We start from the raw sequence: 24,315 nt of genomic DNA on the forward strand, positions 1-24,315 counted from the left end.
ATCAGGTCACGTCAAGGCGGACGGCGGTTGCGTTCGACTGTGACTATCGCCAGGCATGGCGCGTTGACCTTTCTGCTCGCCGGTTCAGTTGGAATTCTGCGAGCCGCCGCAACATAGGAGCGCTTATGCCCGAGTCAATCGCGGCGGCACGGGAAAGCAGCGGCAGATGCACCAGATCGCGAGACTGTGATCGGTCGCTGTTCAGCGGCTCAGTGCGCCGGTCTGACGCCGGCGACGGATCGGAGAGAGAAAAGCGCTGCTATTTCTGCTTCAGGCGCCGAGGGAAGCGCAACCACTTGTCCTCGACCGGCCTCGGTTGCACGAGGATGGTGGTGAGCTCGCGCGGCAGGCTCGGCGAGAGCGGCTTCTTGGTGGCGACGCCGTCAGCGATCGCGACCACACTGTGGTAGAACTCGGCGCCCGTGAGCGAGCGCGGCGGCACCGCCTCATGCATGACGCTGATCACCGAGACATCGGGACAATTGTCCTTGATCGCCTGGTGGAAAGCGATCTTGCCTTCGGGATCGAGCGCCCCGGTCGCCTCGTCGAGGAACAAGAGACCCGGCTGCTGCAGCACGATGCGGGCAACCACCAGCTTCTGCTTCTGGCCGCCCGAAAGCACCTGGTCCCAGTTCTTCCCGTCACGGCTTTCGTCGGTCAAATGTTCGATGAAGTCGCCAAGGCCGGCCTTGTGCAGCGCCGATGCAACCTGTGCATCGGTATGGTCGCGCTCGGAGCCTGGCAGGCAGACCAACTGCTTCAGCGACACCTGCTGCAGCTTGACCTCCTGCGCAGCATAGAAGTTCTTGACCCCTTCAGGGAAGACGATGGTGCCGCGGCCATAGGGCCACAGGCCGTTGATCGCCTTGATCAGCGAGGTCTTGCCGCAGCCGGACTCGCCCTTGAGGAAGGTCCACTCGCCGCGCCGGAAGCGCAGGTTCGCGGCGCTCAGGAAGGGGGTCGCGTCCTCACCCTGATGCGCCAGCTCGAGCTTCTGGATGGTCAGGCCGAAGACCGGATTCTGGCTGGCATAGCTGAAGTCGGAGCGGCCTGTCTGGCGGTAGAATTCCTGCGGCTGCTGGACCTTCTCGATGGCGTTGGCGAGTTCGGTGACGCGCTGGCTGTTGGCCCGCAGCGTGGCGATCGCCGGCATGACGTGAATGAACCAAGAGCACTGGCTGATCAGCGCGTTGACCATTTCGGAGCCGGTTATGTAGCCCTTGAGATCGAAGCCGTTATGGATGAAGGGCACGAGGCCGGGCCCATAGGCGACGATGCGGGCACCGATGAAATTGTAGATCAGCTCGAAGGAGTTGTAGCCGGTGTTGACTATGTTCAGCCGCGCCCAATTGCGGTCGATGTCGGCATAGAGCCGGGTGTGCATCGTCTTCTGCACATTCTCGCCTTGCGAAGCGGCGACATGGAAACTGCGGCGCAGGAAGGTGGTCAGCTCGCCGCGATAGCTGCCTTCGGACTGCTGCATCCTGACATTGAGACGCTCCAGCAGCCTGCCCAGCTTGACCGCGATCCAGGTATTCAGCGGCACATAGATGGCGACGGCCAGGAAGGCCAGGACCGCGCTGCCGTAGCTGCCGAGGAACTCCAGCCCTCTCACCTCAACCGAAGTCTCCAGCAGCTTCTGACCGACAAAGTAGAGCGATGTGGCGACGGCGAGCACGCCCATGGCGAGGCCGATGGCACCGCCGGTCATGTCCTTGATCGATTCCTGGACGCGCTGGTCGATGTTGTCGGGAGCGACAGAGTCGGACGAGCCGTGCTGGGCGTGGAAATGCGTGTGATTGGTGTCGAGGAGCGCTTCGTTGAAGCGGCTGTCCAGCCAGCCGCGCCATTTGCGGTGCAGCGTTGCCGAAACGAGGCTGCGTATGCCGGTGAAGCCCGCATCCTTGAGCACGACGATCAGGATGAGGATGCCGGCGTTGGTCAGCAGTGTCTGGAGAGGGGTGGTGTTTGCGGCGTCGTGGAAGAAGGCGATCGAATTGACCAGCTCACCCGACGCTTCGGCGAACCAGACGCCGGACTTGCTGGACAGCGCCGTAAGCAGCGCGATGACAAGGGTGAGGGTCCAGGCTTCCTTCCAGCGATCCGAGAACCAGTAGGCTCGCATCAGTCCCCAGAAGGTTCGCATCGATGACACTGGGGTCAGGGGCGGCTGCCTTCTGGCGTCGCTAGGACTTTTCTCCGATATTGAACGTCTCGGTCTGCCGACCCGAATCACGATCCCGCCCAAACCTTTTCTAGTTTTGTTACGGATAGTAACACCAATTGATCATTTTCCATTAATTTTCTCCCGGGGAATGTGAACCCGCGCACAAGCCGTTGCCCATGCGCAACAGATCGGACGGCGATGCGGTCGCCTCCACTGCGTGGAATGCCTTTTTATTTCAATTGATTAGAGCAGTCGCGGAGGCGGCCGAACGACCTTCCCTAAGGGAAGCTTAAAACACAGTTTTGTGAACCGCTTCGCCCTCCGATTCAGCCGAATTTCCTGATGCGAACGAACCGGGGAGACCGAAAAGCTGCCTCCGCGTGTCTTTCAGGATTGGCTTTCGTGATGTCCAAGGGCGGCCGGGGCATTGAGAAGGCGACGGCCGGGGGTGCCCGGCATCGTCTCGATACATCCGTCGGCCAATGCTTTTCAGGCGCGCACCAATTTGTGTTTGATGGGCCGGCCGTTCGGTCTCGAATGTGCATCGGCCGAAGCGGAGGGAATTTCATGCTTGTACGGACACTGTCGGCCGCGATGGTCGCGACACTCGTCTGGCTGCCTCAGGCATATGCCGGCAGCCAGACCATTCCAGGGAATGGTGAAGGGCAGGTGGAGTTCAACACGCCGTCAGGCAATATCGGCTGTATCTACACGCCGAAGGGTGGCACAAGCATCTACCAGCCGCAGGATGGCGGTCCGGAACTGAGCTGCTCGCGCGTCGAGCCGAGCTACATCACCGTCATTCTGGGGCCGAATGGGCCGGCAACGCAGATCAAGAATCCCGGCGAGCAAGGCTGCTGCGGCGATGTCGCGAAGCTTGCCTATGGCAACAGCTGGAGTAAGGGGCCGTTTTCCTGCCGATCGTCGAAGAAAGGGCTGACCTGCGCGGCAGGCAACGGCCACGGCTTCTTCGTCAGCAAGGCCAAGGTGACGGTGAAGTAGGGGAGCGGGCAAGTTCCATCGTTTCATGAAACGCTGAACCGCCCTATCTCTTTGGTTCGCGCAATTCCGGACGGACGGCTACGGCGAAGTCGCCGAGCCTAACCATTTCACTTTGCCTGGAATTGCTTCAGCCCGCCGCCATTTCCAGCTCGCCTCGCGCCTTGGCCGCAGCGACCTGGCGGATGGCGTCGGCGAGCGTGTCGGCGTCCTGCGCGCCCATGACCGCGTATTTGCCTTCGAGCAGGAAGCAGGGGACGCCGGTGATGCCCATGCGCGAGGCCGTGGCGATTTCGGTGCGCACCTGATCGACATCGGCATCGGTCGGCAGCAGCGTCTCGACCACGGAGGCGTCCATGCCGGCTTCGCGGGCGGCTGCGGTCAGCACGGCGTGATCGCCAAGATTGGCGCCTTCCTCGAAGTTGAGCTGGAACAGCCGGCGCACCAGCCGGTTCTGCACCGCCTCGCCGGCGGTTCCCGCCCAGCGGATGACTCGGTGCGCGTCCAGCGTGTTGGCCGCCACCTTGATGGCGCCGAAGGCAAAATGGATGCCTTCAGCCTCGCCCAGCGGTTCGATCCGGGCATGGATCTGGCGGATGCGCTCCTCGCTGCCGAACTTGGCGATCATGTATTGGCGGCGATCCATGCCTCCGGGCGGGATGGTCGGATCGAGCTGGAACGGCCGCCAGCGCACATGCACCTCGATGTCGCCGGCCATGGCGATCGCCTTGTCGAGCCGTTTCTGACCGATGAAGCACCACGGACAGACGACATCGGACACGACATCGACGGTGATCGAGTTCTCGGCGGTCATTGTCGTCTCCTGTTTCGGGAGGGTCAGTTGGGCTTTCGCCACCAGACCGGCAGCTGATAACCGAATATGGGGGTCTTTTGCGGATGTTCCAGGTAGTTCCAGTAGGCGAGCCACTGCTGCGTGTTGTATTGCATCGGCACCATGTAGTTGCCTGAGATCAGCAACCGGTCGAGGACGCGAACGGCGGCGACATAGTCTTCCTTGGTTCGCGCCTTCAGCATCGCATCCATTGCTGCGTCTATCGCGGGATCGGCAACGCCGGCCAGATTGAAGGAGCCTTCCCTTTTGGCTTCCGAAGAGCCCCAGCGAAAGGTCTGCTCGATGCCGGGGGACAGCGAGTTGCTGAACCCGCTCGAACCGATCAGCACCTCGAAATCGAAGCGCTGTTTGCGCGACTGGATTTGGTCGGCCTCGAGGCTGCGGATGGTCACAGCGATGCCGATCTTCTGCAGCGTGCGCTGATAGATAGTGGCAAAACGCTCCTCGTCCTGCGAGGCGGTTAGGATTTCGAAGCCGAAGGGATTTCCCTTGGGGTCCAGCAGAACCCCGTCCTTGACGGCATAGCCTTCGCTCTTCAGTAAATCGAATGCCGCCTTCAGCACCTTGCGATCCTGGCCCGTGCCATCATTCACCGGCGGCCTCCAGGTGCCTTCCATGACATCGGCCGGCACGCGGCCGGGGTAGGGCGCGAGCAGCGCCTTCTCTCTGTCTCCGGCCGGATGACCGAGCGCGGATAGCTCGGAATTCTGCCAGTAGCTCATGGTGCGCGTGTACTTGCCGCCGAACAGGTTCTTGTTCGCCCATTCGAAGTCGTAGAGCATCCCTAGCGCGCGCCGCACGACTGGGTTGGAAAACTTCTCCAGCCTTGTGTTGAACAGGAATCCGGTCACGACAGGCGGTATGCCGGTGTCGAAGGTTTCGGCGATCACTTCGCCACGATGGAAAGCGGGAAAATCGAGATCGCGCTCACGCTTGACCGGATCGCTTTGGTCGTCGACGGCGCAGATGCCTTTCTTGAAAGCTTCCGTCTTGGCATTGTCATTCAGGAAATACTCGATGGTGATCTGGTCGTAATTGTCGAAGCCGCGTTTCGAAGGGAGGTCCTTGCCCCAGTAGTCGGGATTGCGCTTGAAGACGATGCGTTGGCCAGGTTGCACCTTGTCCACCGTGTAGGGTCCGCTGCCGATCAAAGGCTTCAGTGTCGTCTTGTCGAAGGTATCCCTGTCAAAAGCGTGCCTGGGGATGATCGGTGTCAACGCGATGATCAGCGGGGTCTCGCGATTAGCCTTGTCGTTGAAGGTGAATTTCACGCTGTGCTCGCCGGTCTTTTCCAGCTTGGCGATCATGCTCATGCGAACGCTGTAGGGCGGGCGGCCCTTGTCGGTGAAGACATCGTAAGTGAACAGCACGTCCTCCGGCGTCACCGGCTGGCCGTCCGACCATTTTGCGTTCGGGTTGAGATGGAATTCGATCGACTTGCGCTCCGGATCCATGTCTGCGCTGTCGGCAAGCAGGCCATAGAGGCTGAAAGCCTCGTCGTAATTGCGCTGCATCAGCGGTTCGAAGACGAGGTTGCCGTAGGTGAGATCCAGCATGCCGCGCGCCGTGGTGCGCAGGCTTTTCAGGATGAACGGGTTGAGATTGTCGAAGCTGCCGACCACACAATAGGTGATGCTGCCGCCCTTCGGCGCATCGGGATTGGCGTAGTTGAAATGCGTATAGCCGGCCGGCAGCGCCGGCTCGCCCTGCATGGCGATGGCGTGCTTCGGCTCCGACTGCACCGGTCCAGGCGAAAGGGTCAGAAACGAGGTCGCGGCTATCAGCCAAACGAGAACGCGGCCCATGACCGACTCCTTGCCAGGCGGCTTGATGATTCGGAATGCACCCTAGAGCATTTCACGCGGCGATTGAATCGCCGCTGCGTCGGGAATTCGAACGAGGTTTCCTAAGGCTTCGACGCCGGCGGGCTGCGCCAAGAATTGCAGCCTACGGGCTGGATTCGCCGGAGCTGGCAGTGTAACACGCGCTCCGAAGTCATGCTGTTGCCTCATTTCGGCAACAGGTAGCTGGACCACGCGGCGCGAATAAGCCGGTCCCGGGATCATTGAGAGGAAGTACACCATATGACGAGCCTGAACAGCAACGCGTACCGCCTTTCGGTCCTGGCCGCAGGCGTGATCGGCTTTCTGGGCGCTGAACTTCCGGCTGCCTCCGCGCAGCAGCAGCAGATTCCGCAGGGCTGGTTCAAGGCCTGCACCAAGCAGGAAGATGTCGACATCTGCAATGTCCAGAACATCGTCACCGCCGGCAATGGCCAACTCGTCACCGGCATCAGCCTGATCGAGCTGAAGGGCAAGGTGAACCGCAAGGTGTTCCAGGTCACGGTCCCGACCGGCCGTCTGGTCCCTCCCGGCATCGGCCTGCAGATCGACACCGGCAAGGCGCAGAAGCTTGACTATGTGATCTGCTTCCCCGACCGCTGCGTGGCCGAAGTGCCGCTGACCGATCAGCTCGTCGCTTCCTTCAAGAAGGGCCAGGCAATCACGCTTACCTCGGTCAATTTCCAGAACCAGCCGAACCCGATCAAGGTCGCGCTGACCGGTTTCAGCGGCGCCTACGACGGCCCGCCGCTGCAGCAGTCGGATATCGAGGACCGGCAGAAGAAGCTGAAGGACTTCGTGGCCAAGAACAACCAGGACTTCGCCAAGAAGCTCAAGGAAGAGCAGGACAAGGCGAAGACCGCCAACTGATCGCCCAGGACTCCTGCGGGAGTCTTCTGGTTTCGAAAAAAAGCGGGGCTTTGGCCCCGCTTTTTTGTGTCAATGCCGCGACTGGCGTTTCGGCTCGTAGCGGCCGTCCGGCCGCTTGTCGAACATCTCGCCAATCTGCGGGTGTCGAACCGGTTCGCCCGACTTGTCCTCGAGCAGGTTCTGCTCGGAGACGTAGGCGATGTATTCCGTTTCCGAATTCTCGGCGAGAAGATGGTAGAAGGGCTGGTCCTTGCGCGGCCTCACGTCTGCCGGGATCGCCTCGTACCATTCCTCGGTGTTGGCGAATTGCGGGTCGACGTCGAAGATGACGCCGCGGAACGGAAACAGCCGATGGCGAACCACTTGTCCGATCGAGAATTTGGCCGTTTTCATCGCACTCACCACTCAGGTTCCAGGGCGCCGTCCGTGACCGCGCAAAGGCGCCTAAGATCTTGAATTTACGCGCTGCGCCGCCAAAAATCGACCCCGACTTTCGGTTGGTGCCTATTTGGCGCAGACGCCGCGTCAATTCAATGCCAAAGCACCGCTCCAGTAGCAGCCAACGAACTGGCGGAGCCGAGGGTTTCGGGCTCGCTGCGGAAAGGTCTGGGGAAGCTACCGCGGGGACTGCTTCCGCAAACCGCCGGCAAGAGCCTGGAAGCCGCTGCCGGGCCTGAGCCCCTCTCGCATGAAAAAGGCGCGCAGCGGCGCGAAGCTGCCGAGCACGCCAAGGCCGGCGCTGCGCGCCAGCTGCGCCGGCAGCATGTCGGAGAGCAAGGACCTGTTCAGCAAATTGACCGCGCTGCTGCGGGCCAAGATGTCGGGCCGCCGCCTGGTATCGTAGGTCGCAAGGCACTTCTCCGATCCCGGGTCGGAGCTATTTTCGCTGGCGATTCCAATCAGATCGTCGATATCCCTGATGCCGAGATTGAGGCCTTGCGCGCCGATCGGCGGGAATACGTGCGCGGCCTCGCCGACCAGCGCAACGCGATTTTGCGCAAAGCGGCCCGGCGAGGCGGCCGATAGCGGATAGACCTGCCTGCCGGGTTCGACGGTGACGCGCCCCAGCATCGACTGCATCTGCTCTTCGACGCGTTGCGAAAGCGTCGCGTCGTCGAGCGCCGCCAGTTCCGTCGCCGTCTCCGGCTTCACCACCCAGACAAGACTGGAACGGTTGCCGGGCAGGGGAACCTGCGTGAACGGGCCTGTCTCGGTGTGGAATTCGGTCGAGGTGAAAGCGTGGTCGCTGCGGTGGCTGAAATTGAGAACCAGCGCCGCCTGTGGATAGGACCGCACCGATGCGGCAATGCCCGCCGCTTCGCGCGCCGGCGACAGGCGCCCGTCGGCGGCGACCGCCAGCGAGGCGGAAATCTCGCTGCCATCGGCGAGCACGGCATGGGCATGGGCGGCGTCGAGGCGCCAGCTCTCGACCATCGATTTCCGCCATTCTATGCCCGCATGCGCGGCAACCGCCCTGGCAAGGGCGGGAACAAGCACATTGTTCGGCAGGTTCAAGCCGAACTGCTCTTCGCCGATTTCCGTGGCGCGGAAAGTGACCGTCGGGCTGCGGACCAGCCGCCTTGTCGCGTCGACGATGCGCATCACCTTCAGTGGTGCGGCCTTTGGCTTGAGTTCCGCGAGAACGCCCAGCCGCTCGAGAACTTTCAAGGCGGGGTTCATGAGCGCGGTGGTGCGGCCATCCTGGCCATTGGCTGCCGGGCCCGCCAGCGTCACCGCAAAGCCGGCCTCGGCAAACCCAAGCGCCGCGATCAGCCCGGCCGGACCGCTGCCGGCGACCAATATCCGCGCTGTCTTCTGATGATCCAAATCCGGTATCCAGATCGCAATGCAGGCCCAATTGGCCGCCAATGCGGTATAGGCCGGAGTGTACGGCTTGATCAACGCGGCGATTCAGCCCATTTCGGGTCCATGACCGGCCAGGACAACGACTTCCGCCATCTCGACCGGGCCGGCCGCGCCACCGCGGACGTCGCGCGCAACCCCCGGCTGGTGGTGGCCATGATGGTTGGTGCGGCGGTCATCCTGGCGTGGCTAACGCTTGGCGTCATGGCGATCCGCGGTGCCGAAGGCCGGGTTGCGGGCGCATCGGCCCCGGGCGATTTCATGTTGAAATACCTGCCGCCGCCGCCGCTGCCGGATTTCGTCGATCGCTTTTTCGCGCTTTGCCTGGCGCCGGCGCCGCTTGCCGGCGCAATCGGCGCGCAGGCGCCGGCGCTTATCCTGATGTGGTTCCTGATGGCCGTGGCGACGATGCTGCCGTCCGCCGCGCCGATGATCCGCATCTATTGCGAGATCGCGGACACCGCTCGCATCAGGGGCGAGCCGGTCGTTCACCCGCTGGTCCTGGTCGCGGGCTATCTCTGCATGTGGCTGGCTGGCTCGGCGCTGTTTGCGGCGCTGACGCTCGGCGTCCACGCCTTCGCCTCGTCCGGGCAATTGCTCGATCCGGTCGTTGGCATCGCCGGAGCAGCGGCCTTGCTGGTCGCGGGCCTCTACCAGTTCAGCGGCCTGAAAGAAGCCTGCCTGACGAAATGCCGGAACCCGTTCTCGACCTTGTTCGCAAACTGGAGCGCGAAACCTGGCCGCATCTTCCATCTCGGCATGGAACAGGGCCTGTGGTGCCTGGGCTGCTGCTGGGCGCTGATGCTGGTGATGTTCGCCGTGGGCGCGATGAACATCTTCTGGATGGCGTTGATCGGCCTGTTCACCCTGATCGAAAAACAGACCAGCGGCAGGATGGCAAGCCGGAGTGTCGGTGCGATACTGCTTGTCTGGGGTGCCGCCCTGCTATTAGTTTCGGCGTGAGGGGGAGAGAATTCGATGAAAGACCAAGGCTGGGCAATGAAGGGAGAGCTCGTACTCTCCTGCAATTGCACGGTTTTTTGCCCTTGCGTACTGTCGCTCGGAAGCCATCCGCCGACCGAGGGCTATTGCCAGACCTGGGCCGGATTCCGCATCGACGCCGGCCATTCCGGTGACGTCGACCTCTCCGGCCTCAATCTTGGCCTTGTGATGGAGATCCCTGGCTATATGAGCCGCGGCAACTGGACAGCCGGGCTGTTCATCGATAAGCGCGCCTCCATCCACGCGGTCAAGGCGCTCACCAGGATCTTCACCGGCAAGGCGGGCGGCACCACCGCGTTGCTTGCCATCCTGGTTGGAAAATTCCTCGGCGTCGAGCAGGTGCCGATCACCTATGAGACGCGTGACAAGACGCGTATCTTCCAGATACCGAAGATCATCGACGGGGCGGTGACGCCGATCCCCGGCAAGGACCGCGAAAAGGATACGGTGATCAGCAACTCCGAATACTGGATCGCGCCGGAAATCATCGTGGCGAAGTCCGACAAGAGCAAGATGCGCGCCTTCGGCCGCAACTGGAACTTTGCCGGCCGTTCGGCCGAGATCTGCAAGCTGGACTGGCGGGGCCCGTGAGCAAGAACACTGCGGCGAGGAAAGCCGCCAAGAAAATCGCCGACCGGATTCCGCGACCGAAGAAGAAGGTGACGTGGCCGCAGGCGCGTGCGTTCTCGGTTCACCTTCTGACTGCTTCCGGCTCGTTCCTGGCCTTCCTGTCGCTGGTCGCGGCGAGCGAGCAACGCTGGACGGCGATGTTCTGGTGGCTGGGGCTGGCGCTGTTCGTCGACGGCATCGATGGTCCGATCGCCAGGAAACTTGAGGTCAAGGAGATTCTGCCGACATGGTCGGGCGAACTTCTCGACAACATCATCGACTACGTGACCTATGTGCTCATCCCGGCCTTCGCGCTCTATCAGCGCGGCTTCATGGGCGAAAAGCTGTCGTTCCTGTCGGCGGCGATCATCGTGGTCTCCAGCGCGATCTACTATGCCGACACCGGCATGAAGACGAAGGAGAATTTCTTCAAGGGCTTCCCGGTCGTCTGGAACATGGTGGTGTTCACGCTCTTCGTCATCGAGCCGGGGCAATGGGTTTCCTTCGCCGTGGTGGTGGTCGCCGGCATCCTCACCTTCGTGCCGATCAACTTCATTCATCCGGTTCGCGTGGTGCGGCTGAGGCCGGTCAATCTCGGCATGACGCTGCTGTGGTGTGCCTTCGGTGCGCTGGCACTGGCGCAGGCGGCACTCGCCGCCTTCTACGACCAGATCGGCGTGCTGGGCGAGCAGGTCAGCGTCTTCACCAAGGTCGGTATCACCGTGACCGGACTTTACCTCGCCTGCATCGGCGGTATCATGCAGGTCTTTCCAAAGCTCGGCGCCAAGCCGGGCGCCGGAAAAGACTGATTCCTGCGAAAGCCGGTTCCCAAGACGGCTTGATCCCAAGAGAGACTGCCCAATGCCCAAAGCGATCCGCATCCACGCCCATGGCGGCCCGGAAGTACTGACCTATGAGGATGCCGATCCGGGCCAGCCCGGGGCCGGGCAGGTCCTGATCAGGCACACCGCGATCGGCCTCAATTTCATCGATGTCTATCATCGCTCGGGCCTCTATCCTCCGCCCGGCGGCTTTCCGCTGATCCCCGGCGGCGAGGCGGCCGGCGTGGTGCTGTCGGTCGGCGCCGACGTCGACTGGCTGAAGGCCGGCGACCGCATCGCCTATGCCGTCAATGTCGGCGCCTATGCCGAGCAGCGGGTCATCGCCGCCGACCGTGTGGTGAAGGTGCCCGATGGCATCGGCGACGAGCAGGCGGCGGGGATGATGCTGAAAGGCATGACGGCCGAGTATCTTTTGCGCCGCACCTTCAAGGTGAAGGCGGGCGACACTATCCTGTTCCATGCGGCGGCCGGCGGCGTCGGCCTGATCCTCGGACAGTGGGCCAAGCATCTCGGCGCCACGGTCATCGGCACGGCAAGCTCCGCGGACAAGATCGAGCTCGCCAAGGCGCACGGCTTCGACCATGTCATCAACTACAAGGAGCACGATTTCGTCGCCGGTGTCGCCGCCATAACCGGCGGCAAAAAGTGCGATGTCGTCTACGATTCCGTCGGCAACGATACGTTCCCCGGTTCGCTCGACTGCCTGAAGCCGCTCGGCATGTTCGTCAGCTTCGGCCAGTCCTCCGGGCCGATCCCGCCCTTCTCTATGTCGCTCCTGGCGCAGAAGGGCTCGCTATACGCCACAAGGCCGACGCTGTTCGTCTACAACGCCAGGCGCGAAGACCTCGTGGCGTCGGCCGAGGCCCTGTTCGGCGTCGTGCAGAGCGGTGCGGTCGAGATCAAGATCAACCAGCGCTACCAGTTGAAGGACGCCGGCAAGGCACACTCCGATCTCGAGGGAAGGCGCACGACAGGCACCACCGTTCTGATCCCCTGATGCCGCCGTTCCTGGCGGCTTGCCGCGGTGGAAAGCATTGATAGTTGGCAAAGCCGGCCATCCACTTTCACCGGCTTTGCAAGGTACTTTTTTACCGCTTGAGTTTCCGCTGAAATTCTTGAAGCTCTTTCAAGTCGCGTGCCGCTTTCCGCCAACAGCCGGCAGCGCATACGATGCTTGCGGGAACACAGAACATATCTGGCAACCAGATGGGAGGCACTGTGAGTGCAAATCACGACAGCGCGAATCTGCTTGAAGTTCGTGGGCTGACCAAGATTTTCGGCACGCTGACGGCGTGTAACCATATCGACCTCAACATCGCCAAGGGCGAGATCCACGCCCTGCTCGGCGAGAACGGCGCTGGCAAGTCGACGCTGGTCAAGATGCTATTCGGTTCGCTGGAGCCGAATTCGGGTGAGATCTTCTGGGACGGCCAGCCAGTCCGGATCACCAACCCGGGCGCCGCCAAGAAGCTCGGCATCGGCATGGTGTTCCAGCATTTCTCGCTCTTCGAGGCGTTGACCGCGGCGGAGAACATCGCGCTGTCGCTGGATGACGGCTCGCCGATCAGCAGCATCGCCGCCAAGGCGAGGGCGCTCTCCTACAGCTACGGCCTGCCGCTCGATCCTGAATCGCTGGTCGGCGACCTCTCGGTCGGCGAACGCCAGCGCATCGAGATCATCCGCTGCCTGCTGCAGACACCGCAGCTGATCATCCTCGACGAACCGACATCGGTGCTGACGCCGCAGGAAGCCGACAAGCTGTTCGAGACGCTGGAAAGGCTGCGCTCGGAAGGCAAGTCGATCCTCTACATCTCGCACCGGCTGGAAGAGGTCAAACGTATCTGCGACCGCGCCACGGTGCTGCGCCACGGCAAGGTGGTCGGCCATTGCAACCCGCGCCAGGAGACCGCCGCCTCGCTCGCCCGCATGATGGTTGGCACCGAGGTCAAGGCGGTGGTGCGCGCGCCGGCCGAAGGCATCGAGATGGCGCCGGCGCTGCTCGAGATCCGCGCGCTGACCCGCAAGCCGGCGACGCCGTTCTCGATCCCGCTGAGGAACATCAACCTCACCGTGCGCGCCGGCGAGGTGATCGGCATCGCCGGCGTCGCCGGCAATGGCCAGGGCGAATTCTTCGAATCCGTCTCCGGCGAGGCGATGCAGCCGGATGCCGGCTCGGTGCGCATCCGCGGCAAGGACGCCGGCGGCCTCACCATCACCGGCAGGCGGCTGATGGGCGCGGCCTTCGTGCCGGAGGAGCGGCTTGGCCATGGTGCCGCGCCGCGCATGAAGCTCTCGGAAAACCTGCTACTGTCGCGCCACGCCACCGACGGCAAGGCCTTTGTCGGCTCTGGCGGCATGGTCAAGAGCGCCGCCATCTACGCTGCTTCCCAGCGTATCATCGAGGTGATGGACGTTCGCAAGAGCGCGCCCGATCCGGAAGCCGCGGCATTGTCCGGCGGCAACTTACAGAAATTCATCGTCGGCCGCGAACTCGACCGCAAGCCGAGCGTCATGGTGGTCAACCAGCCGACCTGGGGGGTCGATGCCGGTGCCGCGGCCCACATCCGCCAGGCGCTGATCGAACTGGCACGCAGCGGCTCGGCGGTGCTGGTCATCAGCCAGGACCTCGACGAGTTGTTCGAGATCTCGGATGCAATCGCGGTGATGCACAATGGCGAATTGTCGAAACCGCTACCGATCGCCGAAGCGACCTTCGAGAAGATCGGCCTCTTGATGGGCGGCGCCGAGCCCGGCCACGCCGAACACACGCTGGAGACGGCATGATGCGCCTCGAACTCGTCAAACGCCCGCAGCGCTCGGCGCTGTTTTCGATGCTGTCGCCCTTCATCGCCTTCGCGTTGACGATGATCGCCGGGGCCATCCTGTTCGCGCTGCTCGGCGTCAATCCGCTCAATGCCTTCAAGATCTATTTCATCGAGCCGATCAGCCAGGTCTGGCAGTTGCACGAGTTGGCGATCAAGGCCGCTCCGCTGATCCTGATCGCGGTCGGCCTGTCGGTCTGCTACCGGGCCAATATCTGGAACATCGGCGCCGAGGGGCAGCTGATCTTCGGCGCCATTTTCGGCTCGATCATCCCGGTGCTGTTCCCCCATTTCGAAGGCCCGCTGGTGCTGCCGCTGATGCTTATCCTCGGCATGTTCGGCGGTGCAGTCTATGCCGCCATCCCGGCACTGCTGAAGACGCGCTTCAGCACAAACGAGATCCTGACCAGCCTGATGCTGGTCTACGTCGCACAGCTCTTCCTCGACTGGCTGGTGCGGGGCCCGTGGCGCGATCCGCAAGGCCATGGCTTCCCGCAGACCATCCAGTTCGGCGACTCCGCCATCCTGCCCGAACTGATGCCTGACGCCGGGCGCGCCAATTGGGGCTTCGTCTTCGCCCTGGTCGCCGCCGTGCTGATCTGGCTGCTGATGGGCCGCATGCTGAAGGGCTTCGAGGTCCGCGTGCTGGGCTCCAGCCCGAGGGCAGGGCGCTTCGCCGGCTTCGGCTTCAACCGCATGGTGTTCTTCACCTTCCTGTTGTCGGGGGCGCTTGCCGGCCTGGCCGGTATCTCGGAAGTCTCAGGCGCGATCAACCAGCTGCAGCCCGTGATCTCTCCCGGTTATGGCTTCACCGCCATTATCGTCGCCTTCCTCGGCCGGCTCAACCCGCTCGGCATCATCGCCGCGGGCCTTGTTCTGGCGCTGACCTATCTCGGCGGCGAGGCCGTGCAGAGCGCGCTCGGCATCTCCGACAAGGTGGCGCGCGTGTTCCAGGGCATGCTTCTTTTCTTCGTGCTCGGCTGCGACACGCTCATCCACTACCGCATTCGTCTGATCGGCTTTGCCGCGCCAAAGCTCGAGGCCGCGCCCAAGCTGGAGGAGGCACGCTGATGGAAATCACCGTCAACATTCTTTTGACCATCGCCACCGCGGCGACGCCGCTGCTCATCGCGGCAATCGGCGAACTGGTGGTCGAGCGCTCCGGCGTCCTCAACCTCGGCGTCGAGGGCATGATGATCATGGGCGCCGTCGGCGGCTTCGGCGCCGGCTATCTCACCGGTTCGCCCTGGATCGGCCTGCTCGCCGCGATCGCCGTGGGGGCGCTGTTCTCGCTGCTGTTTGCCGTCATGACGCTGTCGCTGGCCACCAACCAGGTGGCGACCGGCCTGTCGCTGACATTGCTCGGCCTCGGTCTCTCCGGCATGATGGGAACGAGTTTCGTCGGCCAGCCCGGCCAGCGCCTGCCCAATCTCGACATTCCCGGCCTGAGCTCGATCCCGGTCGTCGGCAAGCTCATCTTCGGCCAGGATCCGGTCTTCTACATCTCGATCGCGCTGACCGCCGCCGTCACGTGGTTCCTGTTCAGGACCCGCACCGGTCTGACGCTCCGCTCGATCGGCGACAGCCACTCTTCGGCGCATGCGCTGGGCATCCACGTCATCCGCTACCGCTATCTGGCGGTGATCTTCGGCGGCGCCTGCGCCGGTCTTGCGGGCGGACACCTGTCGCTGGTGTACACGCCGCAATGGGTGGAGAACATGACCGCGGGGCGCGGCTGGATCGCGCTGGCGCTGGTGGTGTTCGCCTCCTGGCGGCCGTGGCGGGTGCTGGCCGGCGCCTACATCTTCGGCGCGGTGTGGATCGGCCAGCTTCATGCACAGGCTTTTGGCATTCCGATACCGTCGCAGATGCTTTCTTCGCTGCCCTATCTGGCAACCGTCGTGGTTCTCGTTCTAATCTCGCGCAACAAGCGTCTGACGATGATGAACACGCCGGCTTCCTTGGGGCAGCCATTCGTTCCGGATCGTTGACAACAAACAAAAAGACGGGAAGCTCCAAGGCTTAACTCAGAGAGGTAACACGATGAAAAAATTGCTTATTGCCCTGATGACCACGACCGCGGCCATTTCGCTGGCGGCAACGGCCGAAGCCGCCGACAAGCTCAAGGCGTGCTGGGTCTATACGGGCCCGATCGGCGACTTCGGCTATTCCTACCAGCACGACCAGGGCCGCCTCGAGGTGGAGAAGGCGCTCGGCGACAAGGTCGAGACCGCTTATCTGGAGAACGTCTCGGAAGGCCCCGACGCCGACCGCGCCTTCGAGCGCCTGGCGCGCGAAGGCTGCAAGCTCATCTTCGGCACCTCCTTCGGCTTCATGGATGCCGAAGTGAAGGTGGCCAAGAAATTCCCGAAGGTGATGTTCGAGCACGCCACTGGCTACAAGACCGGCGACAATCTCGGCATCTACAATGCGCGCTTCTATGAAGGGCGCTACGTCCTCGGCCAGATCGCCGCCAAGGAATCGAAGGCCGGCGTCGCCGGCTACATCGTGTCCTTCCCGATCCCCGAAGTGGTGATGGGCATCAACTCCTTCATGCTCGGCGCGCAGTCGGTCAACCCGAACTTCAAGGCCAAGATCGTCTGGGTGAACTCGTGGTTCGATCCGGGCAAGGAAGCCGACGCCGCCAAGGCGCTGTTCGACCAGGGCGCAGACATCATCGTCCAGCACACCGATTCCACCGCCGCGCTGCAGGTGGCGGAGGAGCGCAAGCTGCACGGATTCGGCCAGTCCTCGGACATGATCAAGTTCGCGCCGAACGCGCAGCTCACCTCGCTTACCGACGAATGGGGGCCGTACTACATCAGCCGCGTCCAGGCTGCCATCGACGGCACCTGGAAGCCGGACAATGTATGGCTGGGCATCAAGGACGGCGCCGTCAAGCTTGCGCCGTTCACCAACATGCCCGACGACGTCAAGGCGATGGCCGAGGCGACCACCAAGAAGATCGCCGATGGCTGGAACCCCTTCACCGGGCCGATCGCCAAGCAGGACGGCTCGCCCTGGTTGAAGGACGGCGAAGTCGCAGACGACGGTACGCTGCTCGGCATGAATTTCTACGTCAAGGGCGTCGACGACAAGCTGCCGCAGTAAGCGACGGTCGGACATTGAAATGAAAGGCCGCCCTCGGGGCGGCCTTTCATTTGCCGCATATTTTGCGTCAGACCGCCGAGCCGTAGAGATCGTAGGCGTCGGCGCGATCGACCTTGACCGTAACGATGTCGCCGGCGCGCAGCGGACGGCGTGACTGGATGTGCACCGAGCCGTCGATCTCCGGTGCGTCATATTTGGTGCGGCCCTTGGCCGACATTCCGTGCGCCTCGTCGATCAGCACCGGCAGGCGCTTGCCGACCTTCTTGGCGAGCTGCGTGGCCGAGATCTTCTGCTGGCGCTGCATGAAGCGATGCCAGCGCGCTTCCTTGATCTCCTGCGGCACCTGCTCGAGGCCGAGATCGTTGGAGCGCGCCCCCTTGACCGGCTCGTATTTGAAACAGCCTGCGCGGTCGATCTTCGCCTCGTCCAGCCAGTCGAGCAGCATCTCGAAATCCTCATCCGTCTCGCCCGGAAAGCCGACGATGAAGGTGGAGCGGATGGCGAGATCCGGGCAAGTCTCGCGCCAGCCGCGGATGCGCTCAAGCGTCTTTTCGCCATGCGCTGGCCGGCGCATGTTCTTCAGCACCTGCGGCGAGGCATGCTGGAACGGGATGTCGAGATAGGGAAGGATCTTACCGTCCGCCATCAGCGGAATGACGTCGGCGACATGCGGGTAGGGATAGACATAGTGCATGCGGATCCAGATGCCGAGCTTGCCGAGCTCTTCGGCCAGGTCGAGGAATTTTGCCTTGACCTCGCGGTCGCCGAACATGCTGGTCTGGTACTTGATGTCTATGCCGTAGGCGCTGGTGTCCTGCGAGATGACGAGGATTTCCTTCACGCCAGCCTTGGCCAGCTTCTCGGCCTCGCGCAAAACGTCGGCCGCCGGTCGTGAGACGAGGTCGCCGCGCAGCGCTGGGATGATGCAGAAGGTGCAGCGGTTGTTGCAGCCTTCGGAGATCTTGAGATAGGCGTAGTGGCGCGGCGTGAGCTTCACGCCTTGCGGCGGCAGAAGGTCGATATAGGGATCGTGGCTGGGCGGGGCCGCCTCGTGCACCGCTGCCATGACGCTCTCATAGGCTTGCGGCCCGGTGATCGCCAGCACATTGGGGTGCTTCTCGCGGATGACCTCGGGCTCGGCGCCAAGGCAGCCGGTGACGATGACACGGCCATTCTCGGACAGCGCCGAGCCGATGGCGTTGAGCGACTCGTCGCGCGCGGAATCGAGGAAGCCGCAGGTGTTGACCACGACGAGATCGGCCCCGTCATGCTTGCGCGCGATCTCGTAGCCTTCCGCGCGCAGCCGCGTGATGATGCGCTCGGAATCGACGAGCGCCTTCGGGCATCCAAGACTGACGAAACTGACGCGAGGGGCAGACATAAGCTTTTCCGGGCTTTTCGGGATCGGCGGCGCAATACCACACTAATTGCGGCATTGGTATGGGCAACGGCTGCGGCGAAACACAACCGTCGTTGTTCCGCCTGCCGCTGGCGCCGATCGTCAACTTACCGCTGCATTGACATGCGGCCACACTTCCATCGCGCCCCGATAGACCATGTCGACTGCCACATAGAGGATGATCGCCAGGCCGATATAGGCAATCCAGCGATAGCGATGCAGCAGCCTGGCGATGAAGCTCGCGGCAAGGCCCATCAAGCCGATCGACAGCACGAGACCGATGACCAGCACCCAGAAATGATCGCGCGCCGCACCGGCGACCGCCAGCACGTTGTCGAGCGACATCGACACGTCGGCGACGACGATCTGCAGCGCCGCCTGGCCAAGCGTCTTGCGCGGCGCCTTGCCGGCGATCTTGCTGTCCCTGTCGAAGTCGGTATTGGACAGTGCCTCCGTCGCCTCCTCCTCGTCGGCATGAGAGGTGCGCAACTCGCGGTACATCTTCCAGCACACCCACAAGAGCAGGATGCCGCCGGCGAGCAGCAGGCCGACGATAGCCAACAGCTTGACGGTTACTGCGGCAAACAGGATGCGCAGCACGGTCGCTGCCAGCACGCCGATGAGGATCGCCCTCTTGCGCTGCTCGGTGGGCAGGCCGGCGGCCGCCAGCCCGATGACGATCGCATTGTCGCCGGCCAGCACAAGATCGATGGCAATGACCTGGAGAAGGGCGGTCAAGCTTGCGGCGCTGAAAATGTCCATCGGCTGGAGGCCCTTTGCTGTTCGCCGAGTGTCGGTCGTCGAATATCCAGACGCCCTAACGTGTATGGTTCGTGTGCGTCAAGTGACCGGCCGGAACAAGCGCGGCAAGCCGACTCTTTTCGACAGGCGAGTGATCGGTTCGGGTCAAAATGGCAGGTCGCCGACAGGCCGGCGCAAGTGCGTCGTGGCTCTAGTCGTAGAGATTGTACTTCGCCCAATCGGTTTCCGGGATCTCGTCGCCGATCCGGTAACGCAGCTGCAGGATCTGCATGTGGTCGGGCGCGGTCTGGCACTTGAACTTCAACCGATACCATTGCCCCTTGCTGCGGAAGGCCGCGCCCGGGCTCCGGATCGCGTCGGCGCTCATCTCCGGCGTAGCAAAGGCGTAGGCGACCACTCGGTCGGCCTTGTATTTGTGGTCGTCGTGGGTGATCCGATCGAGCACTTCCGCATCGCAGCGCTGTTCGAGCCGGGTCTGTGGATCAAGTTTCAGGAGGCCGGCGCGCAGCGCGTTGTCCATCGCATAGGCCGGCCATGCCAGCGTCAAGGACGCCAAAACCAAGAGGCAGAGCTTTTTCATCGGCGGGAGAAGCAGCATATTTTGTCTGAGAAATCAACCAGACCGCGGTCGGACGGCGGGCGTAGCCCTCACACGCTACTGCGGTATCTGGGCCTTTTTGCCTGTATGTGAGATGCGTCACATCGTCCAGGCTGGCGGTGCTGAAGAGTGTTTTCTCGATCCATGACGACGATACTGGAGGCGGCGATGCGCGCGACCATTTCGATCCTCGTTCTGGCGGCGTCGTTGATGCCTCCGGCCTCGCTTGCCGACCCGGTGCAATCGTCGGAAGACATCATCAAGTTTTTCGCCAGCACAGCCCAGCTCGGCCAGTCGCGCGGAATATGCGTCGGCGCCGCAGACGAATGTGACGGCAAGGCGGACGCGCCGGCGCCGGCCGGCCTGGATATGCTGGTCAATTTCAATCTCGATTCCGCCGAACTCATGCCGGACGCCCGGGCCAAGCTTGGCGAATTTGCCAAGGCGCTGAAGGACAATCGCCTGAAGAGCCAGAACTTCGTCGTCGAAGGCTATACTGACGCCTCCGGCTCGCCCACCTACAACAGGGGACTTTCGGAACGCCGCGCCCAGTCGGTGACCGCATTCCTGCTGTCGAACGGCATCGAGCCGTCGCGCATCACGTCCGTTGGCCTTGGCGCAACCCTTCCGCGGGTGGCCAATCCCTACGATCCGGTCAACCGCCGCGTCGAGATGCGCATGAACACCCAGTAGATCGCGTGATCTTGCTAGAACACGCCGCCGATGCCGATCCCACCGCTGATGTCGGGGGGAGGAGCGGCCGGACGCGAGGACTGCGGCTTCGAGGACCTTGCGGCCTTTCGGCTGGTCGCCGCCTTGCCGCGCGCAGGGGCGGCATCCGACGATATCCTGGCCGGCTTGGTCCTTTGCACGACGACCGGATCCTTGCACACGCGGCCCGACTGCAAGAACAGGTCGCCCAGCAGTTCGACGGTGGGTTCAGTCGTCGATGCCGTGCGCCGGGTGTTCTTGTAGTAGCTGGTGACGGCGCGGACGGAGCCCTTGCCCCAATTTCCGTCGACGCTCGTGCGGTAACAGCCCAGGCGACGCAGCTCTGTCTGGATACTGCGCGCGAGATCGGTGGCCTTTTCCGGGTCCGGCTCGCCGGCCGACTTGCCGACGATCAGTGTTTCGAGGCCGGAGACTACGCTTTCCTTCGCGCCGTCGAGGCTGGCGACCTGCGTCCCGGCAGGCTTGGCCGAGGGATCCGACGGCGGTGTGATCTCGACCGACCGCAATGTCTGGCCGACGATGATCACCGCGGTCTGCAGGTCGTTGGAAGCAAGCTCGACCTGCAGCTTCTCCTTGGCGACCGGATCCGACAGGATGCGCGACAGGCTGGCGCTCAACTGGGTCGGATCGAGCACCTGCTGTTCGGTGAAGTAGAATTGCTCGCGCAGATTCGACTGATCCCACGGCACCTGACGACCGAGCGTGAGCGCCTCGGTCTCGTTGCGCACGCGTATCATCATGTCGGAAATGCTGAGCCCCGGGATTTCGATGTTCTGCAACAGGGCCGTGGTGAAGGGGCTGTTGTCGCCGGCTCCATCGACCGTGGTGTTGCCGGGCTGGGTCGCAAAGGCGACGAAAATGTTCTCGCCCACCTCGACCTGCGCGAGGCCATCGGCGGTGCTGGCACCTTCGCCCACCGGGTTGTTCCGGCAGGCGTCGAGGAAGATGAAGGTTTGCCGCTCACGGCTGGCAAATTTGGCGATCACATCATTGAGCCTGATCGCGCGCGCGGTCAGCTGCTCCAGGTTTTGCGCGTCGGGCGTGTCGACTGGCAAAAGATAGTTCTCGCCCTGAAGCTGGACGCCGTGGCCAGCGTAGAAAATGAGCACCGCGTTGGCGCCGGCAAGCTTGCCGGTGGCTTCCTGAAACAGCCTGGCAAATCCCTCCGCCGAAAGATCGGTGCCGGTGAGCACGTCGAAGTTCAGCCTTCTCAGGCTCTCGGAAAGTCTTCTGGCGTCGTTGTCGGCGTTGGCAAGGTGGGGGAGGCGTGCGCTTTGGTAGTTGGAATTGCCTATTACGATTGCCAGCCGCTTGGCGGGCTGGAGCGTCGGTTCTTCCACGGCGGCCGCCCAAACGCCTATCGGGCCGAGACATGAGAAGAGCAGAACCGCCACGATGCGCAGGAAGGGGCCACAGGTCATGACGCGAGCTCGTCTCAGTTGGCGACAGTCTTCGAGCAATCGAAGCGCTCCCCCCATTGACGCCTCTCGCGCGCCGAACCCGCATCTTCGAAGACCCAAAAATTTTACATCAGAACCCATCTCGAAGGAAGGGTGGCGCCGTGACCGGTCAAAGTGAGTTACTATGATCTTCGATCGATTTTCTGCTAGTATGTCGAAATCGTATCTGTGGGGGCCGAATCGTTGTTCTTGGAGAATTCAATCGCATAGCTTGCACCGACTGTTTGAGTAAAACTTTAAGTACGGGGACACGAAAATGAAAGCAGCGAATTGGCTTCTGCGCCTGTGCGCCGCGTGCGCGCTCTCGATTGGCACAGCATTGGCCTTCATGCCTTCGAAAGCCAATGCTTGCATCATTGAGGGCCTAGACGCCAACTGTTATCTTGGCGGAGTGGCCAACGGCGCGATTGTCGACACATCTCTGGACGCCCTTCACAACATTGTTGACGACATTGTTGAAGCGGATGTCGGTCCGGCCAAGGCAGCTCCGCCGGCACCAGCGCAGGCGGCGCCTTTTGGGGTTTTTGCTTCCGGCCAGCTTGCCCACACCGAACATGACGGCTTCAGGATTTCGAACAGCTTCGACACAATTGATGGACAACCTTTCGATGTCGATGAATTCTCCGCCGCCGTCAGCGTGGATTTCAATGCCGCCAAGCATTTCGGCTTCGACGATGAGCATGGGCTCAACATCGGCCTGTTTGGTGGCTATGCCTCCGCCGAGGTGGGTGTCGACGACCGCCGCTTTTCCAGCGGCGGCGATGCCACCAACAGAAGCGGGATGTTCGGCGGCTATGGACTCTATCGCCATGATACGAGTTATGCGCTGGTGGCGGCGTCCGCATTCCTCGGCAACACCGACGTCGAGAATGTGGACAGCGGCTCCGGCAACTATGACACGCAGGGCTATGCGATCACCGGGTCTATTGGACGCATCTTCAAGCTCACCGACCGGGTCCGTTTCGATCTGCGCGGCGGCTTGCTGGGCGTCACCTTCACCGGCGACGGATATGAGGACAGCTCCGGCACTGACTACGGCAAGAGCCACCTGTCCTTCGGCGCGATCAAGTTCGAGCCCGGCATCTATGCCGATTTCCAGCTTGGCAACGGCATGGTGATCAGTCCCTACGCACGGGCCGATTTCCAGCAGCGTTTCGGCTACTCCAACACGGCCAGCGTCGAGGGCGAGGAAAGCGAATTCGAGGACGCGGACTTTTCCGTGGCGCTGTACTCCGGATTCAATCTGAAGATGACGGGATCGACCACGCTCAGCACCGAAATTCGCGGCAAGTGGTCCGCGGACAGTTCGACCGTCGCCGGCAAGCTGGGCCTGAAAATCGCCTTCTGAAGACAAGGTCGGCAACGCCGGTCGTGCTGCTGCGAACTGCCCCACGGTCGGCCGCTCTATCTTGGCTGTGCGTCCGTCAAGTTGAGGCTCCCTTGATACAGGTCGAGACGCTCGCGGTCTTCCTGCAACCATTCGATCGTTCGCTGCAAACCGGTTCGCAATGTCGTTTGCGCGGTCCAGCCCAATACCGTCGCTGCGTGTCGGGTCTCGGCCTGCCAGATATCCGTGTCCCAGCCTCGATCGGGCATGCTCTGCCAATGCGGTTCAGCCTCGCAGCCGGTCACGCCATGCACGAGAGCGACGATTTCTCCCAGCGTGGTTTGCCGACCGGTGCCGATGTTGAATATTGCCCCGGGATCCGCCAGCGGGCGACTTGCCGCGATGATCAAGGCGTCGATGACGTCTTCGACCCAGACGAAATCACGCGCCGTCTTGGGGTTCGCAAGCGGCGGCCATTTCCCGACCATCGCATGGAGGAGCAGTGACGGCACGAGGCGTCGCGGCTCTTCCCACGGCCCATAGACCGAATAGAGACGAAGTGTCGGAATGCGCATGCCGGATCGTCTGGCAAGATCGCGGCAGAACGCCGTCGCCGCCGCCTTCGAGATTGCGTAGGCCCCTTCGGGCTCAGCCGGTTCGTCCTCGGACGGGGCGTGTCTCTTGCGGCCATACTCCAGCGAGGTGCCGGTGTGCACGAAAGCCTCGACATTCGCCTTGAGCGAAGCAAGCGCCAGCGTGCGGGTGGCTTCGAGGTTCGTCTTCGCGATCCTGGCCGCATCGGTCTGCCACGAATAGGCGCCATGCGCGGCCAGATGGAACACGTGGCGCGGCCGCAGTCGATGCAGCAGCGCTTCCACGGCCGAAGCATCCGTCAGATCGATGACATGCATCGAGAGCCGCGGCTGTTCTGCAGGAACACGCCAGGTCGCGAAACCAGGTCGCAGCAGGAGATCGACTTGCCAGCCCAGCGACAGGAGCCGTCGGACCAGGCTCGCGCCGACAAAGCCGCTGCCGCCGGTCACAAGGGCTCGCTGCAT

The 24,315-nt window shown here is 62.7% G+C and carries 23 protein-coding genes; 12 read left to right on the top strand and 11 right to left on the bottom strand.

The window, feature by feature from the left end; all coding sequences use genetic code 11:
* Window positions 1-259: 259 nt before the first annotated feature.
* Window positions 260-2,146 (bottom strand): ABC transporter ATP-binding protein/permease, encoded by a 1,887-nt coding sequence (locus EJ073_RS03870; RefSeq protein WP_190233822.1) that lies wholly within the window; start codon window positions 2,144-2,146, stop codon window positions 260-262.
* A 588-nt stretch (window positions 2,147-2,734) separates the two neighbouring features.
* Between EJ073_RS03870 and EJ073_RS03875 the strand changes: the two genes are divergently transcribed.
* On the top strand, window positions 2,735-3,169 hold the full coding sequence (locus tag EJ073_RS03875; RefSeq protein ID WP_126054531.1) for a hypothetical protein: 435 nt from the start codon (window positions 2,735-2,737) through the stop codon (window positions 3,167-3,169).
* Between the two features lie 127 nt (window positions 3,170-3,296).
* Here EJ073_RS03875 and EJ073_RS03880 read toward each other — a convergent pair whose 3' ends face one another.
* Both EJ073_RS03880 and EJ073_RS03885 read right to left on the bottom strand, forming a co-directional pair.
* Window positions 3,297-3,980 carry a DsbA family protein gene (locus EJ073_RS03880; RefSeq protein WP_126054532.1) on the bottom strand — a complete coding sequence of 228 codons (684 nt, stop codon included), beginning with the start codon at window positions 3,978-3,980 and terminating at the stop codon, window positions 3,297-3,299.
* 23 nt (window positions 3,981-4,003) lie between these two features.
* Window positions 4,004-5,824, bottom strand: a complete 1,821-nt coding sequence (locus EJ073_RS03885; protein ID WP_126054533.1) for an extracellular solute-binding protein — start codon at window positions 5,822-5,824, stop codon at window positions 4,004-4,006.
* A gap of 279 nt (window positions 5,825-6,103) precedes the next feature.
* On the opposite strand from EJ073_RS03885, the gene EJ073_RS03890 reads away from it, so the two are divergent.
* On the top strand, window positions 6,104-6,730 hold the full coding sequence (locus tag EJ073_RS03890) for an invasion associated locus B family protein (RefSeq protein ID WP_126054534.1): 627 nt from the start codon (window positions 6,104-6,106) through the stop codon (window positions 6,728-6,730).
* Between the two features lie 69 nt (window positions 6,731-6,799).
* Here EJ073_RS03890 and hspQ read toward each other — a convergent pair whose 3' ends face one another.
* Both hspQ and EJ073_RS03900 read right to left on the bottom strand, forming a co-directional pair.
* Window positions 6,800-7,123, bottom strand: coding sequence for a heat shock protein HspQ (hspQ, locus tag EJ073_RS03895; protein ID WP_128346819.1), 324 nt, complete (start codon window positions 7,121-7,123; stop codon window positions 6,800-6,802).
* Between the two features lie 222 nt (window positions 7,124-7,345).
* Window positions 7,346-8,557 (bottom strand): UbiH/UbiF family hydroxylase, encoded by a 1,212-nt coding sequence (locus EJ073_RS03900; protein ID WP_126054536.1) that lies wholly within the window; start codon window positions 8,555-8,557, stop codon window positions 7,346-7,348.
* Between the two features lie 102 nt (window positions 8,558-8,659).
* Between EJ073_RS03900 and EJ073_RS03905 the strand changes: the two genes are divergently transcribed.
* The 8 genes from EJ073_RS03905 to EJ073_RS03940 all read left to right on the top strand — a co-directional run bounded on the left by EJ073_RS03905 (window position 8,660) and on the right by EJ073_RS03940 (window position 16,979).
* Entirely contained in the window at window positions 8,660-9,556 is an 897-nt protein-coding gene (locus EJ073_RS03905; protein WP_126054537.1) for a DUF2182 domain-containing protein, read from the top strand.
* A gap of 15 nt (window positions 9,557-9,571) precedes the next feature.
* Window positions 9,572-10,186, top strand: a complete 615-nt coding sequence (locus EJ073_RS03910) for a DUF1326 domain-containing protein (RefSeq protein ID WP_126054538.1) — start codon at window positions 9,572-9,574, stop codon at window positions 10,184-10,186.
* Entirely contained in the window at window positions 10,183-11,013 is an 831-nt protein-coding gene (pcsA, locus tag EJ073_RS03915) for a phosphatidylcholine synthase (RefSeq protein WP_126054539.1), read from the top strand. The genes EJ073_RS03910 and pcsA overlap by 4 nt, the downstream gene beginning before the upstream one ends.
* Window positions 11,014-11,065: 52 nt before the next feature.
* Complete coding sequence (locus EJ073_RS03920; RefSeq protein WP_126054540.1) at window positions 11,066-12,043, top strand: quinone oxidoreductase; 978 nt, start codon at window positions 11,066-11,068, stop codon at window positions 12,041-12,043.
* A gap of 209 nt (window positions 12,044-12,252) precedes the next feature.
* Window positions 12,253-13,830 (top strand): ABC transporter ATP-binding protein, encoded by a 1,578-nt coding sequence (locus EJ073_RS03925; RefSeq protein ID WP_189363177.1) that lies wholly within the window; start codon window positions 12,253-12,255, stop codon window positions 13,828-13,830.
* Window positions 13,827-14,939 carry an ABC transporter permease gene (locus EJ073_RS03930; RefSeq protein ID WP_126054542.1) on the top strand — a complete coding sequence of 371 codons (1,113 nt, stop codon included), beginning with the start codon at window positions 13,827-13,829 and terminating at the stop codon, window positions 14,937-14,939. The genes EJ073_RS03925 and EJ073_RS03930 overlap by 4 nt, the downstream gene beginning before the upstream one ends.
* Window positions 14,939-15,859, top strand: a complete 921-nt coding sequence (locus EJ073_RS03935) for an ABC transporter permease (protein WP_126054543.1) — start codon at window positions 14,939-14,941, stop codon at window positions 15,857-15,859. Before EJ073_RS03930 ends, EJ073_RS03935 begins: the two co-directional genes overlap by 1 nt.
* A gap of 52 nt (window positions 15,860-15,911) precedes the next feature.
* Entirely contained in the window at window positions 15,912-16,979 is a 1,068-nt protein-coding gene (locus EJ073_RS03940) for a BMP family ABC transporter substrate-binding protein (protein WP_126054544.1), read from the top strand.
* 67 nt (window positions 16,980-17,046) lie between these two features.
* Here the strand turns inward: EJ073_RS03940 and rimO are convergent, their stop codons facing one another.
* The 3 genes from rimO to EJ073_RS03955 form a co-directional block, all read right to left on the bottom strand.
* A complete protein-coding gene (gene rimO / locus EJ073_RS03945; RefSeq protein ID WP_126054545.1) occupies window positions 17,047-18,360 on the bottom strand; it encodes a 30S ribosomal protein S12 methylthiotransferase RimO in 1,314 nt (437 codons plus the stop codon).
* 120 nt (window positions 18,361-18,480) lie between these two features.
* Window positions 18,481-19,140 carry a TerC family protein gene (locus EJ073_RS03950; protein WP_126054546.1) on the bottom strand — a complete coding sequence of 220 codons (660 nt, stop codon included), beginning with the start codon at window positions 19,138-19,140 and terminating at the stop codon, window positions 18,481-18,483.
* A gap of 190 nt (window positions 19,141-19,330) precedes the next feature.
* Window positions 19,331-19,738, bottom strand: coding sequence for a DUF930 domain-containing protein (locus EJ073_RS03955; protein WP_126054547.1), 408 nt, complete (start codon window positions 19,736-19,738; stop codon window positions 19,331-19,333).
* A gap of 168 nt (window positions 19,739-19,906) precedes the next feature.
* Between EJ073_RS03955 and EJ073_RS03960 the strand changes: the two genes are divergently transcribed.
* On the top strand, window positions 19,907-20,431 hold the full coding sequence (locus tag EJ073_RS03960) for an OmpA family protein (RefSeq protein ID WP_126054548.1): 525 nt from the start codon (window positions 19,907-19,909) through the stop codon (window positions 20,429-20,431).
* Window positions 20,432-20,445: 14 nt separating this feature from the next.
* Here EJ073_RS03960 and EJ073_RS03965 read toward each other — a convergent pair whose 3' ends face one another.
* Together EJ073_RS03965 and EJ073_RS31385 are read right to left on the bottom strand one after the other, a co-directional pair.
* Entirely contained in the window at window positions 20,446-21,891 is a 1,446-nt protein-coding gene (locus EJ073_RS03965) for a caspase family protein (protein WP_126054549.1), read from the bottom strand.
* A gap of 403 nt (window positions 21,892-22,294) precedes the next feature.
* A complete protein-coding gene (locus EJ073_RS31385; protein ID WP_189347533.1) occupies window positions 22,295-22,612 on the bottom strand; it encodes a hypothetical protein in 318 nt (105 codons plus the stop codon).
* On the opposite strand from EJ073_RS31385, the gene EJ073_RS03970 reads away from it, so the two are divergent.
* A complete protein-coding gene (locus EJ073_RS03970) occupies window positions 22,568-23,278 on the top strand; it encodes an autotransporter outer membrane beta-barrel domain-containing protein (RefSeq protein ID WP_189347536.1) in 711 nt (236 codons plus the stop codon). The two genes, EJ073_RS31385 and EJ073_RS03970, sit on opposite strands and share 45 nt — an antisense overlap.
* Window positions 23,279-23,334: 56 nt before the next feature.
* On the opposite strand, the gene EJ073_RS03975 is transcribed toward EJ073_RS03970, so the two are convergent.
* The gene (locus tag EJ073_RS03975; protein WP_190233823.1) at window positions 23,335-24,315 is read right to left on the bottom strand and encodes an NAD-dependent epimerase/dehydratase family protein; all 981 of its coding nucleotides are present in this window, start codon (window positions 24,313-24,315) and stop codon (window positions 23,335-23,337) included.

Source organism: Mesorhizobium sp. M4B.F.Ca.ET.058.02.1.1, from assembly GCF_003952505.1.
In the GTDB taxonomy this organism is placed as follows: domain Bacteria; phylum Pseudomonadota; class Alphaproteobacteria; order Rhizobiales; family Rhizobiaceae; genus Mesorhizobium.